The sequence below is a fragment of the Nonomuraea sp. NPDC004702 genome (assembly GCF_053601695.1).
Genome location: NZ_JBSGCE010000038.1, coordinates 1 through 14,397 on the forward strand (window position 1 = coordinate 1; position 14,397 = coordinate 14,397).

Consider the following 14,397-nt stretch of genomic DNA (forward strand, 5'->3'; position numbering starts at 1 on the left):
GGGGCCGGGAACCGGGGCCGGGAACCGGGGCCGGGAACCGGGGCCGGGAACCGGGGCCGGGAACCGGGGCCGGGAACCGGGGCCGGGAACCGGGGCCGGGAACCGGGGGTCAGGGAAGCAGGTGGAGGAGTTCGGTTTCTTCGTCGGTGGTGAGGCCGGCGCGGGTCACCCGGTGGCCGGAGGCGCGCAGCCAGGCGAGCGTGTCGCGGGCCGTGTCGGCGACCGGGCGGATGCGCAGCCCGGCGGCCAGCGTGGCGGAGGTGTCCCGGGCCATGAACCCGGCGTATTCCGGCAACGGCAACCACAGCGGCAGCGAACGCGGCCCGGCCCAGGGCTCGACCTTGTGCCCGGTGAGGAACTCCCGGCCCGCCCAGACGAGCTCCGGCGCCACCGCCAGCCCCTCGGCGATGCCCGCCAGCATCTCCCCCCTGGTGAAGGGCATGGAGATGCCGTCGTAAGGGCCGGTCAGCCCGGCCTGGGCCGCGTCGAGCGTCCAGGCCGCGAGATCGCGTACGTCGACGAGCTGCACCAGATCGCCGGGCGAGCCGGGAGCCAGCACGCGGCCGCCGCGCGCCAGGCGCTCGACCCAGTAGGTGAACCGGTCGGACTGGTCCTCGGGGCCGACGATCAGCCCGGCCCGTACGTGCAGCGCGCCGTCGCCGAGGATCTGCTCGCACGCCACCTTGGCCGGCCCGTAGTTCTCCGGGTCGCTCTCGTCGGCTCCGGCGGGCAACGGGTCGTGCAGGACCTGGCTGACCCGGGTCGCGTCGGAGTAGACGCTGCACGACGAGACGAACGTGTAGTGTCCGGCCCGGCCCGCCAGCTCCGTGACCGCGCGCCGCACCTGGCTGGGCAGCCTGGCGACGTCGACGACCAGGTCGAACGACCCTTTCAGCGGCGCGAGCCCGCCGTCTTCGGCCCGGTCGACCCGGACGAACTCCACGCCCGAGGGCGGCTCGCCGGCCACGCCGCGCGCCGCGCACACCACCTCGTGCCCGCGGTCGCGGGCCTGCCGCGCGATCTCCCTGGACAGAAACCTCGTGCCGCCGAGAACAAGTGTCCGCATGCCTGCCATCCTGGCCCACCCGGCCCGTCCGGACCCCCGCTCTTCACTTCCAGCGCAACACTCCGATCGCCTTCAGCGGTCATGTATCCGCGGAGCGGCGGACATGCTCTCATAGGGGTGATTCGGGGACTCAGTTCAAGTCAGGCGAGGAGACATGCCCGAACCAGGCTCCCCAGAACCCGGCATTTCCGGCGACGGCTCCCGTCGTACGGCGCCGACCATCGAAGAGGCCGCCCGGACGATCCTGCTCGACGTGGCCTCCGAGGAGGTGCGTTTCCTGCCCCTGGCCTGCGCGGACTTCTTCGGCAACCCGGCCGCCCGCAGACGCGCGGTCCGCGCCACGCTGCGCGGACGCGAACGCGACCAGCCCACCGGCTTCGACGCGGGCGAGGGCATGCAGCTCGTGCTCGGCGTGGTCCTGACCCTGCTCAACGGCGTGGCCTGCGAGGTGCTGACGGGCATGACCACCGAACGGGTCGACCGGCTGCGGGCCCGGTGGCGGGAGCGCCGCCGTCGCAGGGCGCTGACCTCGGCCGTCGCCCCGCAGGGCGAGCGCACGCCGTTGCCCAGGGTCAGCGCGGTCGAGGCGGCGGCGATCGGCGCGCAGGCGGCCGAGATCGTGCTGGCGGCGGGGATGCCCGAGGAGCTGGCCCAGCGCGTGAACACGCTGCTCGCCGCGGCCCTCATCGACCCGCGGCCCTGACCGTGGGCCCGCCCGCCGGCCCCTTCCGGCAGGCGACGGCGCGGGCCGGCACGCCCGCGGCGCCGCCTCCTCCGCGGCTGGACCCGTTCGCGCTGCCGGCTGCGACCACGGCCCGTTTCCTGCTCATGATCGTCGTCGCGGTCACCAGCGCCGTCCACCTGTACCTGCTCCTGCTCGACCGGTACGCCGCCGGCAGCCCTGACCGCGGCTATCGTGCCTGTGCCCTGGCCGCCGGATCCGGCGCGGGACGGATCCCCGACGGCGTCCTGGTCTCGGCCTACATCGACTGTGTCCAGCGATATTCGGCGCGCACCGGGTGGGTGGTGATCGGCATGGTGGCCGGGCTGCTGGCGGTGGCCGTGGTGATCCACCTCCTGCACCCGCGTCTGGTCATGCTCTCCGGCCCGCGGCCGCTGGCCCAGTTCGCGGTGGACGAGGGCATGGCCGCCGTGGTGCGGCGCGTCGAGGACACCGTACGGGCCCTGGCCCCAGGGACGGAGGTGTACGTCGCGACCCTGCGCGCGAGCGAGAGCGGCCGGGCCTTCGGCCGTCGTCCCCGGTACCGGATCATCCTCGACCTCGGGCTGCTGCGCGCGGCCGACGCCGACCCCGGGCAACTCGACACCGTCCTCGCCCACGAGCTGGCCCATCTGCGCAACAAGGACGTCGGCCTGACCACGTTCGCCTTCGCGGTCTGGTGGGCGTACCTGCTGGTCGTCGCGCTACCGCTGCTGGTGCTCGCGGCGGTCGAGCCGGGCCTGCTCACCGTCCTGCCGTGGCGGCTGGCGGCCGTGCTGGCCCTGCTGTGGTTCGCCCGCACCTCGGTGCTCAGGACCAGGGAGTACTACGCCGACCTGCGCGGCTGCGCCACACCGGACGGCGAGCGGCTGATCCTGGCCACCCTGAGCCCGTCACGACCGCACAACCGGCGGCGCCGACGGGACCGGGGGCCGTGGTCCTTCCACCCCGGCGACGAGGAGCGGGCGGGCGTCATCCGCGGCGCGCCCCGGCTGTTCCGGATCGGCGTGGTGGAGTCCGCGGCCGCCGGCGCGCTGCTCGGACTGGGGTACTCGCCGTGCGTCCAGCTCGTGGAGATGACCTTCACGGTGCCCGTGGCCTCCCTGTTCAGCCCGGAGCGCCTGGCCGTCGGGGTGCTGTTCGGGGCGCTGGCCACCGGGGCGGTCGCCGGCACCGTGTGGCGGGCCGGGCTGCTGGCGCAGGCCACGCACACGCGTCCGCCGTCCACGCTGCCCGCCGCGCTGGCGCTGACGGCGGGGATGGTGACCGGTCAGCTCGTCGCGCCGCCGCTGGCGACCGCGGCCGGCTCGTGGGGCGACATCCTGGCCGGCTCCCCCGTGATCGCGGTCGTGCTGGCGGCGCTGCTCGCCGTCCTGTTCCAGCTCATGCTGAGGTGGGCGGTCCTGTGCGCGTCGGTGTGGCTGCCGCTGGCCCGGCGGGTCCGGACGGCCGCGCTGGCCGGCTCGGCGCTGTCGGCGGTGATCTTCGGGGCGTGGCTGAGCCACTGGTTCGACATGATCGCGTCGATGATCGGCAGCGCGGCGAGCTGGGACATTCTCTGGTACGGCCTGTACACCGCCGCTGTCAGCCCGGCGTTGCAGCTCTGCGTCGTGCTGGCCTGCGCCACCGCGTCGATCGGCTGGGCGGTGCGGCGTGGCCTGCCGCCCCGGCCCCTCGCGGCCGTCTGGCGGGACGCCCCGCCGAGCCGTCTTGCGGCCCCCCGCATGCCGCTGCCGGCGGTCAACGTCACCGCGCCGGCGATCTGCCTCGTCTACGCCGGGGTGATGATCCCCTTCTACGGGTGGCTGCGCTCGGCCTTCGGCGGCGTGCCGCTCACGGGGGCCGTGCCCATGGAGAGCGCGGCCACTCTCTTCGCCCCTCTGCTCGTCGTGGCGACCGCCGTGGCCCTGACCGGGGCGTTCTGCTTCGGTGTGGCGGCCGGGGGGCGGGGCGGCACCGCGCCGGTCGTGGCGGGCGCGGGGATCCTCATGCTGCTGACCGTGTTCGGCCTGGTGCCGCTCATCATGATCCACTTGGTCATCGCGGCGTGCGGCGCCGAGAACCTGTGGTCCTGCATGGCTCCTCTGCCGCGCCTCGTCGACCTGTCGCAGAGCGGGCCGTTCTTCTCGGTCGGGTTCGCCGGGCTGATCGTCGTGGGCACCGCCGCCGCGTGGCTGGGCAGCGCCGTGCGCGGCGCCGCGCAGGCGCTGTCCGCCGCGGGCCCCCGGCCTTGGGGAGCGCGTCCGTGGCACGGCGTCACCGGGCGGCCGGTCGGCGCCGTGTTGTCGCTCGTCCCCACCGCGCTCGCCACGGTGCTCTTCGGCTACCTGGCCGTCACCATGGTGGCCGCCGCGGGGGACAAGCCGGTGGCCGTCGATCGCGCGGCCGTGACCCGCGAGCTCGGCGCGGCTCCCCGGGGTCCGCTGCCGCCGGCCCGCGCCTGCGCGGCCGTCGGCGCGGTCAGCTCCGGACTGCTGTTCACCGACACCTTCGGCGACTTCTCCCGCGTCATCGCGGGCATGGCCAGGAGCGCCGGGTACGCCATGGCCGCGCGCGACCCGGCCGTCCAGGCCATGGGACGCGAGACGGCGGCCGCCCTGCTGGCCGGGGACTCCGCACGGGCGATCCTCGACCATGGCGCTCTGCGCCACCTGTGCGTGGTCACGGGCGTGCTGCCCTAGTGATCACTCCTCCTGCGCGGGCGGCAGCCGCAGGGCGATGACGGCGATGTCGTCGAGGCCGGTGCTGGGCAGGCCGCTGAGCACCTGGTCGCAGAAGCTCTCCAGCGGCTCGGCGGCCAGCGACTCCGCCACCCGGCGCAGCCGTTCGAGACCGAGGTCCAGGTGCTCGCCCGACCGTTCGATGAGCCCGTCGGTGTAGAGCAGCAGCGTGCTGCCCGGCGGCAGCGGCTCGGTCCAGGAGGCGCGGGTCTCGTCGTCGAAGAAGCCGAGCAGCGGGCTGACGGCTTCCTCCAGGAAACGTCCGTGGCCCTGGGCGGTGACCAGCAGGGGCGGCGGATGGCCGGCCACCGCGAACCGCAGCCGGTGGCCGCCGTTGCCCTCCTCCACGCGGGCGAACACGCACGTGGCCGTGACCTCGGAGGACAACGACTCCATCGCGACGTTGAGCCGGGTCAGGATCTCGCCGGGCGGCTCGCGGCGGTCCATCGCCAGCGCCCGCAGCATGTTGCGCAACTGGCTCATCAGGACGGCCGCCGACAGGTCGTGCCCCGCCACGTCGCCGATGACCAGCGCCGGGACGCCGTCGGGCAGGACGAAGGAGTCGTACCAGTCGCCGCCCACCTCGGCGGCGCTGGGGCTGGCCCGGTAGCGGGCCACGATCCGCAGGCCGGGCAGGCGCGGCGGCTCGGCGAGCAGGCTGTACTGCAGGGCCAGCGCGACCTGCTGGGTGCGCTGGAAGCGGATGGCCCGGCTCAGCGCGTCGTGGGCGTGGCCGAACATGTTGCCCAGCAGCGTGATGTCGGCCCGGTTGATCGCCGGACGGTCCCCGCACGTCACCACCCCGACCACGGCGGGCACCGCGCCGTCGACCACGACCGGCAGGACCAGCATGCTGTTGGCGTCGTTGGCGGCCAGCCACGCGCGGGTGCCGGCCGGCGCCAGGTCGGGCGGCGGGCACCCGGCGGGGAACGTCTGGAGCACGGGCCGCCGCCGGCGAACGACCGCCACGAAGGCGTTGCCGTCGTCGAGCTGCTCCTCGCTGTACGGCGACAGCGGCGCCAGGCCGTGACGTGCCGCGGTGACCAGCCGCTCGACGACGAACGGCGCCTCGCCGCGCCGATCGCCGGTCAGGTCGGTGATGAGGTAGACGCTGCAGCCGTCGGCCAGCTCGGGCACGATGACGTCGGCCAGCGCGCCGAGCATCTCCTCCAGGCTGCTGAGCTGGGCCGTGGCCGCCGCGGCGCTGTCGAGCAGGCGCTGCCGCCGCTGCTCCTGCCACTGCTCCTCGATGTCGGTGCACGACCCCACCCACTCCACGACCTGGCCGTTCTCGCAGATGGGCACGGCGCGCAGCTGGAAGTGCCGGTAGGAGCCGTCGGCGGTGTGCAGCCGGTAGACGTGCTGCCAGGTCTCGGTGGCCCTGCTGACCGCCCCGGCCCACGACCTGATCGTGTCCTGGCGGTCGTCGGGATGGACCATCCTCAGCCAGCCCTGCCCGCGGTGCCCCTCCCACGGCTGCCCGGTGACCCGCTCCCAGCTCGGGCTGGGCTCCTTCACGTAGCCGTCGCGGGTGGTCACCCAGACGATCTGCGCGCTGACCTTCATCAGGCTCTCGTAGCGGCGCAGGATGCGGCGGCGCTCCTCGGCCAGGGCCTCGATCCGGCGGGCCGCGGTGACCTGCTCGGTCACCTCCATCACCACTTCGAGCACGCCGTAGTCACCCGGCCCGAAGACCACGCGCGACAGGCTGGAGGTGAAGAACCGCGGCTCCTCGCACTGCGGCCCGACGACGTACTCCGGCTCCGCCGTGGTGACGAACGGCTCGCCGGTGGCGTAGACGTGGTCGAACTGCGCGCGGAAGTGCACCTGGACGAACTCCGCGAACGCCTCCTCGACCGGCATCCCGGTGCGGCTGTCGGCGAACAGGGAGCGGTAGGCGGCGTTGGTGTAGACCAGGCGGTGGTCGGGGCCGCGCGCGACCGCCACGCCGACCGGCGCCGGTTCCAGCACCTCGAACGCCAGCCCGCTGCCCGCGGGCTCGCCGTCAGCCCCCATCGTGACCTCCCCCGACGGCCACAGCCTCCCTTCCCCCTACCCGCGCACGATCCGCCCCGAACGCGCGCCGCGGGGGCCGGTCAGCCGCCGGCGCCCGGCGGGACCAGGCCCGACCGCTCCTCCAGGTAGGCGATCGCCCCGACGCCCTCCTCGGCGAAGAACACCAGCTCGGTGAGGGGCAACGGCAGGAAGCCCTCCGCCTCCATGCGCTGGAACTGCTGCTTGAGCCCGTCGTAGAAGCCCGCGGTGTTCAGCAGCACGACCGGCTTGCTGTGCAGGCCGTGCTTGCGCAGCTCCAGGATCTCGGTGGCCTCGTCGAGCGTGCCGCTGCCGCCCACCATGATGACGAAGCCGTCGGCGCGGGACAGGAGCTGCGCCTTGCGCTCGGCCAGGTCGCGGGTGATCATCATCTCGTCGGCGCCCGGACGGGCCTTGTGCGCCAGGAACTCGACCGAGACGCCCACCAGGCGGCCGCCGGCCTCCTGCACGCCGTCGGCCATGACCTTCATCAGGCCGCTGTCGGAGCCGCCCCACACCAGGGTGTGCCCGCCCTTGCCGATGAGCTCGGCGAACTCGCGGGCGGGGCGGGTGTAACGCTCGTCGAGGTCGGCGGCGGAGCAGAAGACGCAGATGTTCACGCCGTAACTGTAGGCGAACCTGTCCAGGCCAGGGCACCTGGGAAGGATCTGCCCAAGATCCGTCGAGCCCGGTGCCCGTCCGTCGCGGCGGGGGTACGTCCTGGTCCATGAAGAAAGCCATCAACGTCTGCTTCGGCGTGGACGTGGACGCCGTGGCGGGCTGGATCGGCTCGTACGGCGGCCAGGACTCGCCCAACGACATCCAGCGGGGCGTGTTCGCCGCCGAGGTCGGGACCCCGAGGCTGCTGCGCCTGTTCGCCCGCGAGGGGATCAGGACGAGCTGGTTCGTCCCCGGGCATTCGGCGGAGTCGTTCCCCGACCAGATGCGGCGGATCGTCGAAGCCGGGCACGACGTCGGCGCGCACGGCTACATGCACGAGAACCCGGTCGCGATGTCCGCCCAGCAGGAGGAGGACGTCCTGGCGCGCAGCCTGGAGGTGCTGGACAAGGTGCTCGGCGTCCGGCCCCGGGGCTATGTGGCGCCGTGGTGGGAGATGTCCGCGCGGACCGTCGAGCTGCTGCTGCGCTACGGCTTCGGCTACGACCACTCGCAGTCCTACCGCGACTTCCAGCCCTTCTACGCCCGCAAGGGCGAGCAGTGGACGCACATCGACTACGAGCAGGCCGCCTCGACCTGGATGAAGCCGCTCGTGCCCGGCCAGGAGGTGGACCTGGTGGAGTTCTCGGCCAACTGGTACCTCGACGACCTGCCGCCGATGATGTTCATCAAGAGCTCGCCGAACAGCCACGGCTTCGTCAACCCGCGCGACCTCGAACAGCAGTGGCGCGACCAGTTCGACTGGGTCTACCGCGAGCTGGACTACGCGGTCTTCCCCGTCACGCTGCATCCCGACGTCAGCGGGCGTCCCCAGGTGCTGCTGATGCTGGAGCGGCTCATCGCGTACATGCGCGGGCACAAGGGGGTCACGTTCATGTCGATGGCCGAGGCCGAGATCGACTTCCGCGCCCGCTTCCCCTTCGACGGGCGGGCGCGCCCGGCCGACATGCACTGAGCCGCCCCCGGCCGGGGACGGCTCAGGCCCTCGTCTATGCCCAGGGCGGGCCGACGACCCAGCTCACGTCCGCCGCCCAGGAGGCGGCGTTGTCGAAGGCGTGCGAGCCGCCGTTGCTCGCGATGTAGACGGTGTTGTCGTAGTGGCGCAGGAACCGGTCGGGGAAGTTGGCGGCGGCGAACGACGTGCCCTGACCGCTCTTGCCGGCCTGCGGGCAGAAGGTGGCGTCGGCGGCGAACAGCGCGCTGCCGTCGTCGTGCTGCCGGTAGAGCTGGTAATTGCGGTGGCGCAGGTAGTCGCCCGGGTAGTTCCGCGACTCGAACGACACGCACGAGGCCCCGGCCAGGCCGCTGCGGACGATCCACGTGGCGTCGCTCCTGTCCAGCGACGAGCTGCCGGCACCGATCACCGACGTGACGACCTGGTCGTTCTGGTGGCGCAGGTAGCGGGTGGTGCAGCAGGCCGTGGTCGCGCGCAGCGAGACGGACGCGCCGGGGGTGAGCGTCCCGTCCGCGCCGCCGGTCGTGGTGGTGTAGCCGGCGGCGACGATGTTCGCCTGAACGGCGTTCTCGGTGGCGTTCGAGGGGTAGCCCGCGGTCATCACGCCCTCGTAGAAGGTGCCCGCCGAGCCGTTGCTGTTGTCGCCGCCGATCCCGAGGATGATCGCGCCCTCCTTCTTCATGGGGTTGTAGCCGGGGGCGTTGGGACGGGGGCCGTCGTAGTAGGTGGACAGGCCGCCGGACTGGGCGTTCCCGGCGCGGATCGCCCAGTGGTTCGGCTCGCCCTTGACGACGGCGGTCAGGTAGCGGTGGCTGACGCTGGGGTCGCCCGGGTTGTAGCCCGGGTTCACGCCGGAGAACAGGCCATTCTCCAGGTCGGCCATGACCCAGGGGCCGTTGCCGGTGCCGTAGCCCCAGACCTTGATGTCGCCGAAGTAGATGGCCTCCATGGTGCCGTTGCCGTTGTCGCGGCTGTTGGTCTCGGCGTTGCCGTAGTCGAAGCAGCAGCCGCCGTTGTGGTGGGTGCCGTCGAAGACGGCGTACATGCCTTCGGGCTGGTCGCCCTTGGCGATGCCGTTGGTGACGTTGTCGCGGTAGCCGGTGCCGGGGGTGACGCGCACGCCGTACGCCTTGTGGCCGTTGACCATGGTGGGGGCGGCGGTCGCGATCGCGAGGTTGTCGTACCCGCCGGGCGCCGGGCCGGGGAAGCCGCCGGGGGGCGCCTGGGTGAGGTGGTTGCCCCGTCCGGACTGGTCGTAGAGGACGGTGATGAGGCAGGTCGTGCCGGCGCAGAAGGTGTCCTGGGCGGCGGCGTCGGCGTAACCGCCCGCGGCGAGCAGGCCGATGTCGCGGGTGGCGTTGTCGGAGGAGCGGCGGACCTGGTAGAGCGGGCCGTTGTAGGCGGCGTACAGGGCGCGGGTCGTGCTGTGGGCCGCCACGCAGGGGGTGCCGCCGGCGGCGTAGATGTCGCACGACTGCTGGGCGGCGGCCCGCGCCCGGCTCACGCCGTTTCACACAGCCGCACCACGACGACCGCCCCGGACTTCAACCGACCGGCGTAGGCGTCCGCCTGCATCCGGTGGGTGCCGGCGCTCCAGAGGGAGCCGACGGTGAGTGACGCCTGCTTCCAGGCGGGCGAGCTCATCAGGAGGCGATCCGGCCCGTCCGCGGCGTCCTGCCAGCCGCGCCGCCGCAGGCGGTCGTGCGCCAGGCGCAGGGCCTCCTCGAAGGTGGCGGCGCCGAGGTCCAGCACCACGATGTCCTCGACCTGGATCGTGCCGTCATAGGCCAGCTCCGCCTGCTCCTGTCGCACCGTCCGGCCGATCTCCCGGACCTGGGCGAGGGCCGCCGGGTCGGCCTGGAGGCGATGGGGGAACCACTGGGTCCCGCAGGCGGCGAGGGCGGCCGACAGGCAGAGGGCCAGCAGCGCGTTCCTCGTGCGCGGACCGTTCACGGTCACCTCCCGGCGGGAGTCTAGCCGGGCGGTGGCGGGGGTGATCAACGGATTCTCAACGGGGGCTCAACATCCTTGGGGGCAGGGTGGCCGGGTCTTCGCGTTCACCTCACCACGGAGCTGGGATGACCACTGTCACGTCACGGGACGACCTCGAACTGGAATCGGCGTACGAGGCTCCGCGCACCGACATCGAACGGCGGCTGGCCGGCCTGTGGTCGGCCAAGCTGGGCGTCGCGCCCGTCGGCATCGAGGACGACTTCTTCGAGCTGGGCGGCGACTCCCTGCTGGCGGCCGACGTGCAGTTCGCGATCGACCGGGAGTTCGGCTTCGAGGTGCCCGCCTGGACGCTGTTCCTGTCGCCGACCATCGCCGAGCTGGCCGAGGTGATCGGCTCGCCGGCCCCGCTCGACCATGCGTGACCTCGCCGACCCCGGCCTGTTCGAGGCGGGCGGGCAGCACGAGACCTGGCGGTGGTTGCGCGAGAACGACCCGGTGCACCGGCACGACCGGGGCTTCTGGTCGGTCACCCGGTACGCCGACGTGGACCGCGTCCTGCGCGACCACACGTGCTTCACCAGCGAGCGCGGCACCCTGCTCAACCTCCTGGGCCGCGCCGACCCGGCCGCCGGACGGCAGCTCGCCGCCACCGACCCGCCCGAGCACGACCGGATGCGCGCCCCGCTGCAGAAGGTCATGGGCATGCGCTCGGCCGCGGCCTACGAGCCGTCCGTCATCGCGGCGATCACCGCCCTGCTCGCCCCCGGCCTGGACGGGCCGGAGTTCGACCTGGCCGCCGCCGTACGGGGGCTGCCGCTGGCACTGGTCGGGCCGCTGCTGGAGCTGCCCCACGACGACCGTCCGCGCCTGCTGACGCTGGTCATGGCGGCCAGCGCCGAGGACGACCCCGACTACCAGCTCGCCGGCGACGCGTCCGGGACGCTGCGCCGGGCGCACCGCGAGCTGTTCGCCTACTTCCTGCACCTGGTGCGGGAGCGCGCCCGCAAACCGGGCGACGACCTGATCAGCCTGATGCTGTCGCAGGACGGCGGCCGGATGGACCCCGGCACGGCCGTCTCCAACTGTTACAGCCTGCTGCTGGGAGCGAGCGTCACCCTGCCGAACGTGGCCAGCTCGACGGTGTTCGAGCTGGCCAGGGGCGGCGGCTATCGCGCCTGGGCCGGCCGTCCTGACCTGCTGCGCGACGGGGTCGAGGAGGCGTTGCGCTGGGCGTCGCCCGGCAGTCACTTCATGCGGCACACGACCCGGCCGGTGCGGCTGTCGGGCGTGGAGCTCGCGGCGGGCGAGCCCGTGGTCGCCTGGATCGGCGCGGCCAACCGCGACCCCGCGGTCTTCGCCGACCCCGACACGTTCGACCCGGCCCGCACGCCCAACCGCCACCTCGCCTTCGGCAGCGGACACCACTACTGCATCGGATCCCACCTGGCCCGGCTGACGCTGCGGCTGTTCTTCGCGACGCTCTTCGCGACCTTCGCCGACGTCGAGGTGGCCGGCGAACCGGTCCGGGTGCGATCGACCTTCCTCACCGGTTTCAAGAAGCTGATCATCTCGGGGACGCCCAGGAGAGGCCAATGACGACAGAGATCCCGTTCACCTACGCCCAGCAGCTGCTGCTCGGGCTGGAGCAGGCCGTGCCGGGGAGCGTGGTCAACTCGACGTTCATCGTGCGGGCGGCCTACCGGGTGGCGCACGAGGTGGACGCCGGCGTGCTGCGCCTGGCCGTGGACGACGTCGTGGCCAGGCACGACGCGCTGCGCACGGCCGTGTCCCGCGACCCGGACGGCGAGGTCCGGGCGCGGGTGCACGAGAGCGCGCCCGGCCGCCTGCTGGTGCACGACGTGGACGACGAGGACGCCTTCCTCGCGATGGCCACCGGCTCGGCGTACCCGCCGGAGGAGCCGCCGTTGTTGTGGGTGCACCTGGGCCGGTGCGCGGACGGCACGAGCCTGCTGGTGATCGTCGCCCACCACCTCACCTCCGACGCCTGGTCGCTGCCGCTGCTGGCGCGCGACCTGTCGGACGCCTACACCGCCCGGCTGCGCGGCGGGCCGCCGCCGGGCTCCGCCGTCATGGGGTACGCCGAGGTCGCCGCCGACGACTTCTCGCCCGCCTGGGAGCGGACGATCACCGACGCGCTGCCGTACTGGAAGGAGCGGCTGGACGGCGTGGCGGAGCTCGCCATGCCGGTGCCGACGCCGGGCAGGCGCGGCGACCAGCGGACGTGCCGCTTCACCGTGCCCGGCCCGCTGTGGCGGGACCTGGGCCGGGTGGCCCGCCGCCGCCGGACCACGCCGTTCACCCTGCTGCTGACGGCGTTCACCGCGTCGGTCTGGGCCGGGCGCCACGACGCGGTCGTGCCGGTCATCACCGCGGGGCGCAAGCCGTCGGAGTGGTACACGGCCGGGTTCATGCTCAACATGTTGTGGCTGCGGATCACCACCGGCGACCCCGCCGACCTGGACGAGCTGAGCTGCCGCGCCGACGAGGCGTGCCGGGCGGCCTACCGGCACGACGTGCCGCTGCTGCGGGTGCTGCCCGAGGCGCCGGAGCTGGCGGCCGTGATGTTCGACCCGTCGGAGGTCGTCGAGCGCACCTTCCCGGTGTTCCAGCTCATCCCCAGGACGCCGTTCGCCCCCACCGCCGAGGACCCGGCGCTGGTGCTGACGCCCGTGCCGGAGGAGCGGCAGCCCGCGCCCGTGATGCCGGTGCACCTGCTGTGGTCGATGCGGGTGGACGAGGAGGTGGTCGGCATCGTCTCCTACGAGGCCGCGATGTTCGGCCGGGACTGGGTGGAGGCGAAGGTCGCCGGGTTCCTGCGCGTGCTGGAGCGGCTGGCCGATGCTTGAGCTCATCGAGCCGCACCTGGGCGGCGCGGCCACGGCGATCGCCGACCGCGAGGGCGAGCTGTCCTACCGGGACCTGGACCGGATCAGCGCCGGGCTGGCCCGGGTGTTGCTGGACGCGGGCCTGCGCCCCGACGAGCCCGTGGTGATCCATGCGCATCTGTCCCGGTGGGCGGTGATCGGCATGCTCGCCGTCCTGCGGGCCGGCGGCCGTTACGTGGCCATCGACGCCGCCTTCCCCTTCCAGCGCCAGCAGGACGTCGCGCAGGCGTGCGGGGCCCGGATCGCGCTCATCGAGCCCGACATGATCGTCCCGCTGACCGGCCCGGCCCGTCGTGTCGAGATGTCCGGCACGGAACTGCCGGACGGGCCGCTGCCCGCGACCTCGGCGCGGCTCGCCTACACCTGCTTCACCAGCGGCTCGACGGGCACGCCGAAGCCCGTCACCGTCTCGCGCGCCGCCCTGGCCTGGTCGACGGGGGCCCGCCTGGCCCACTACGCCGCGCCGGTCACCGGGTTCCTGCTCTGCTCGTCCATCTCGTTCGACAGTTCGGTCGCCGGCATCTACTGGACGCTGGCCTGCGGCGGCAGGCTGGTCATCCCGAGCCAGCGCCCGTCCGACCTGGCCGCCGTCGCGCGCTTCGCCGTCGAGCACCGGCCCTCGCACCTGCTCATGGTGCCGTCGTTCTACGGGCTGGCGCTCCGCAACGGCCTGGCCGACGCGTTCGGGTCGCTCGGCACGGTGATCGTCGCGGGCGAGACGTGCCCGCCCGCGCTGGTCGGTGAGCACTACGCGGCGCTGCCCGGCGCGGTGCTGCACAACGAGTACGGCCCCACCGAGTGCACCGTCTGGAGCACGGTCCACCGCTGCGTCCCCGAGGACGCGGCGGCGGCCCGGGTGCCGATCGGCCGCCCGGTCCCGGGGGCGCGGGTGTCCATCGCCGATCCCGGCCCGGACGGCGTCGGGGAGCTGGTGATCTCCGGCCCCGGCCTGGCCGAGGGCATCGGGGACGCCTACCGTACCGGCGACCTGGTCTCCCTGCGCCCGGACGGCGAGCTGCTGTTCCACGGCCGCGCCGACCACCAGCTCAAGCTGGGGGGCGCGCGGCTGGAACGGGCGGAGATCGAGCACGCCATGGCGGGCTTCCCCGGCGTGCTGGCCGCCGCCGTCGGGGTCGCGCGGGCCGGTTCCGGACCGGCCCGGCTGAAGGGCTACCTCGTCACCGGCGAGGACCGGATCGACCGCCGGGCCCTGCGCGCCCACCTGCTGGACCGGCTGCCGATCGTGGCCGTCCCGACGGTGTTCCAGCGGCTGGACGCGCTGCCGCGGCTGCCCAACGGCAAGGTCGACTACAACGCCCTCGACGGCGGCTGACCGCCTCCCGGGATGATGGGGGGCGTTCCGT

At 73.5% G+C, this 14,397-nt stretch carries 12 protein-coding genes; 7 read left to right on the forward strand and 5 right to left on the reverse strand.

Annotated features, from left to right (window positions below; genetic code table 11):
- Nucleotides 1-109: 109 nt before the first annotated feature.
- On the reverse strand, nt 110-1,066 hold the full coding sequence (locus ACWEJ6_RS35745; RefSeq protein WP_452429519.1) for an NAD-dependent epimerase/dehydratase family protein: 957 nt from the start codon (nt 1,064-1,066) through the stop codon (nt 110-112).
- 154 nt (nt 1,067-1,220) lie between these two features.
- Here ACWEJ6_RS35745 and ACWEJ6_RS35750 point away from each other — a divergent pair, with 154 nt between their 5' ends.
- Together ACWEJ6_RS35750 and ACWEJ6_RS35755 are read left to right on the forward strand one after the other, a co-directional pair.
- Complete coding sequence (locus ACWEJ6_RS35750; protein ID WP_452429521.1) at nt 1,221-1,769, forward strand: hypothetical protein; 549 nt, start codon at nt 1,221-1,223, stop codon at nt 1,767-1,769.
- 2 nt (nt 1,770-1,771) lie between these two features.
- A complete protein-coding gene (locus ACWEJ6_RS35755) occupies nt 1,772-4,468 on the forward strand; it encodes a M48 family metalloprotease (RefSeq protein WP_452429523.1) in 2,697 nt (898 codons plus the stop codon).
- Nucleotides 4,469-4,471: 3 nt separating this feature from the next.
- Here ACWEJ6_RS35755 and ACWEJ6_RS35760 read toward each other — a convergent pair whose 3' ends face one another.
- On the reverse strand, nt 4,472-6,523 hold the full coding sequence (locus ACWEJ6_RS35760; RefSeq protein ID WP_452429525.1) for a SpoIIE family protein phosphatase: 2,052 nt from the start codon (nt 6,521-6,523) through the stop codon (nt 4,472-4,474).
- 80 nt (nt 6,524-6,603) lie between these two features.
- Complete coding sequence (locus ACWEJ6_RS35765) at nt 6,604-7,161, reverse strand: LOG family protein (RefSeq protein WP_387670199.1); 558 nt, start codon at nt 7,159-7,161, stop codon at nt 6,604-6,606.
- Nucleotides 7,162-7,268: 107 nt separating this feature from the next.
- Between ACWEJ6_RS35765 and ACWEJ6_RS35770 the strand changes: the two genes are divergently transcribed.
- A complete protein-coding gene (locus ACWEJ6_RS35770; protein WP_364389603.1) occupies nt 7,269-8,174 on the forward strand; it encodes a polysaccharide deacetylase family protein in 906 nt (301 codons plus the stop codon).
- Nucleotides 8,175-8,208: 34 nt separating this feature from the next.
- On the opposite strand, the gene ACWEJ6_RS35775 is transcribed toward ACWEJ6_RS35770, so the two are convergent.
- Nucleotides 8,209-9,678 carry an alpha-L-arabinofuranosidase B gene (locus tag ACWEJ6_RS35775; RefSeq protein WP_452429528.1) on the reverse strand — a complete coding sequence of 490 codons (1,470 nt, stop codon included), beginning with the start codon at nt 9,676-9,678 and terminating at the stop codon, nt 8,209-8,211.
- Entirely contained in the window at nt 9,675-10,127 is a 453-nt protein-coding gene (locus tag ACWEJ6_RS35780; protein ID WP_452429530.1) for a hypothetical protein, read from the reverse strand. The genes ACWEJ6_RS35775 and ACWEJ6_RS35780 overlap by 4 nt, the downstream gene beginning before the upstream one ends.
- Nucleotides 10,128-10,252: 125 nt before the next feature.
- Here ACWEJ6_RS35780 and ACWEJ6_RS35785 point away from each other — a divergent pair, with 125 nt between their 5' ends.
- Genes ACWEJ6_RS35785 through ACWEJ6_RS35800 form a run of 4 tightly spaced genes read left to right on the forward strand, consistent with a single transcriptional unit; the run spans nt 10,253 to nt 14,366 of the window.
- On the forward strand, nt 10,253-10,549 hold the full coding sequence (locus ACWEJ6_RS35785; protein ID WP_352353844.1) for a phosphopantetheine-binding protein: 297 nt from the start codon (nt 10,253-10,255) through the stop codon (nt 10,547-10,549).
- Nucleotides 10,542-11,723 carry a cytochrome P450 gene (locus ACWEJ6_RS35790; RefSeq protein WP_452429532.1) on the forward strand — a complete coding sequence of 394 codons (1,182 nt, stop codon included), beginning with the start codon at nt 10,542-10,544 and terminating at the stop codon, nt 11,721-11,723. Before ACWEJ6_RS35785 ends, ACWEJ6_RS35790 begins: the two co-directional genes overlap by 8 nt.
- Nucleotides 11,720-12,994 carry a condensation domain-containing protein gene (locus ACWEJ6_RS35795; RefSeq protein ID WP_452429534.1) on the forward strand — a complete coding sequence of 425 codons (1,275 nt, stop codon included), beginning with the start codon at nt 11,720-11,722 and terminating at the stop codon, nt 12,992-12,994. Before ACWEJ6_RS35790 ends, ACWEJ6_RS35795 begins: the two co-directional genes overlap by 4 nt.
- Nucleotides 12,987-14,366 carry an amino acid adenylation domain-containing protein gene (locus ACWEJ6_RS35800; protein WP_452429536.1) on the forward strand — a complete coding sequence of 460 codons (1,380 nt, stop codon included), beginning with the start codon at nt 12,987-12,989 and terminating at the stop codon, nt 14,364-14,366. Before ACWEJ6_RS35795 ends, ACWEJ6_RS35800 begins: the two co-directional genes overlap by 8 nt.
- Nucleotides 14,367-14,397: the final 31 nt, after the last annotated feature.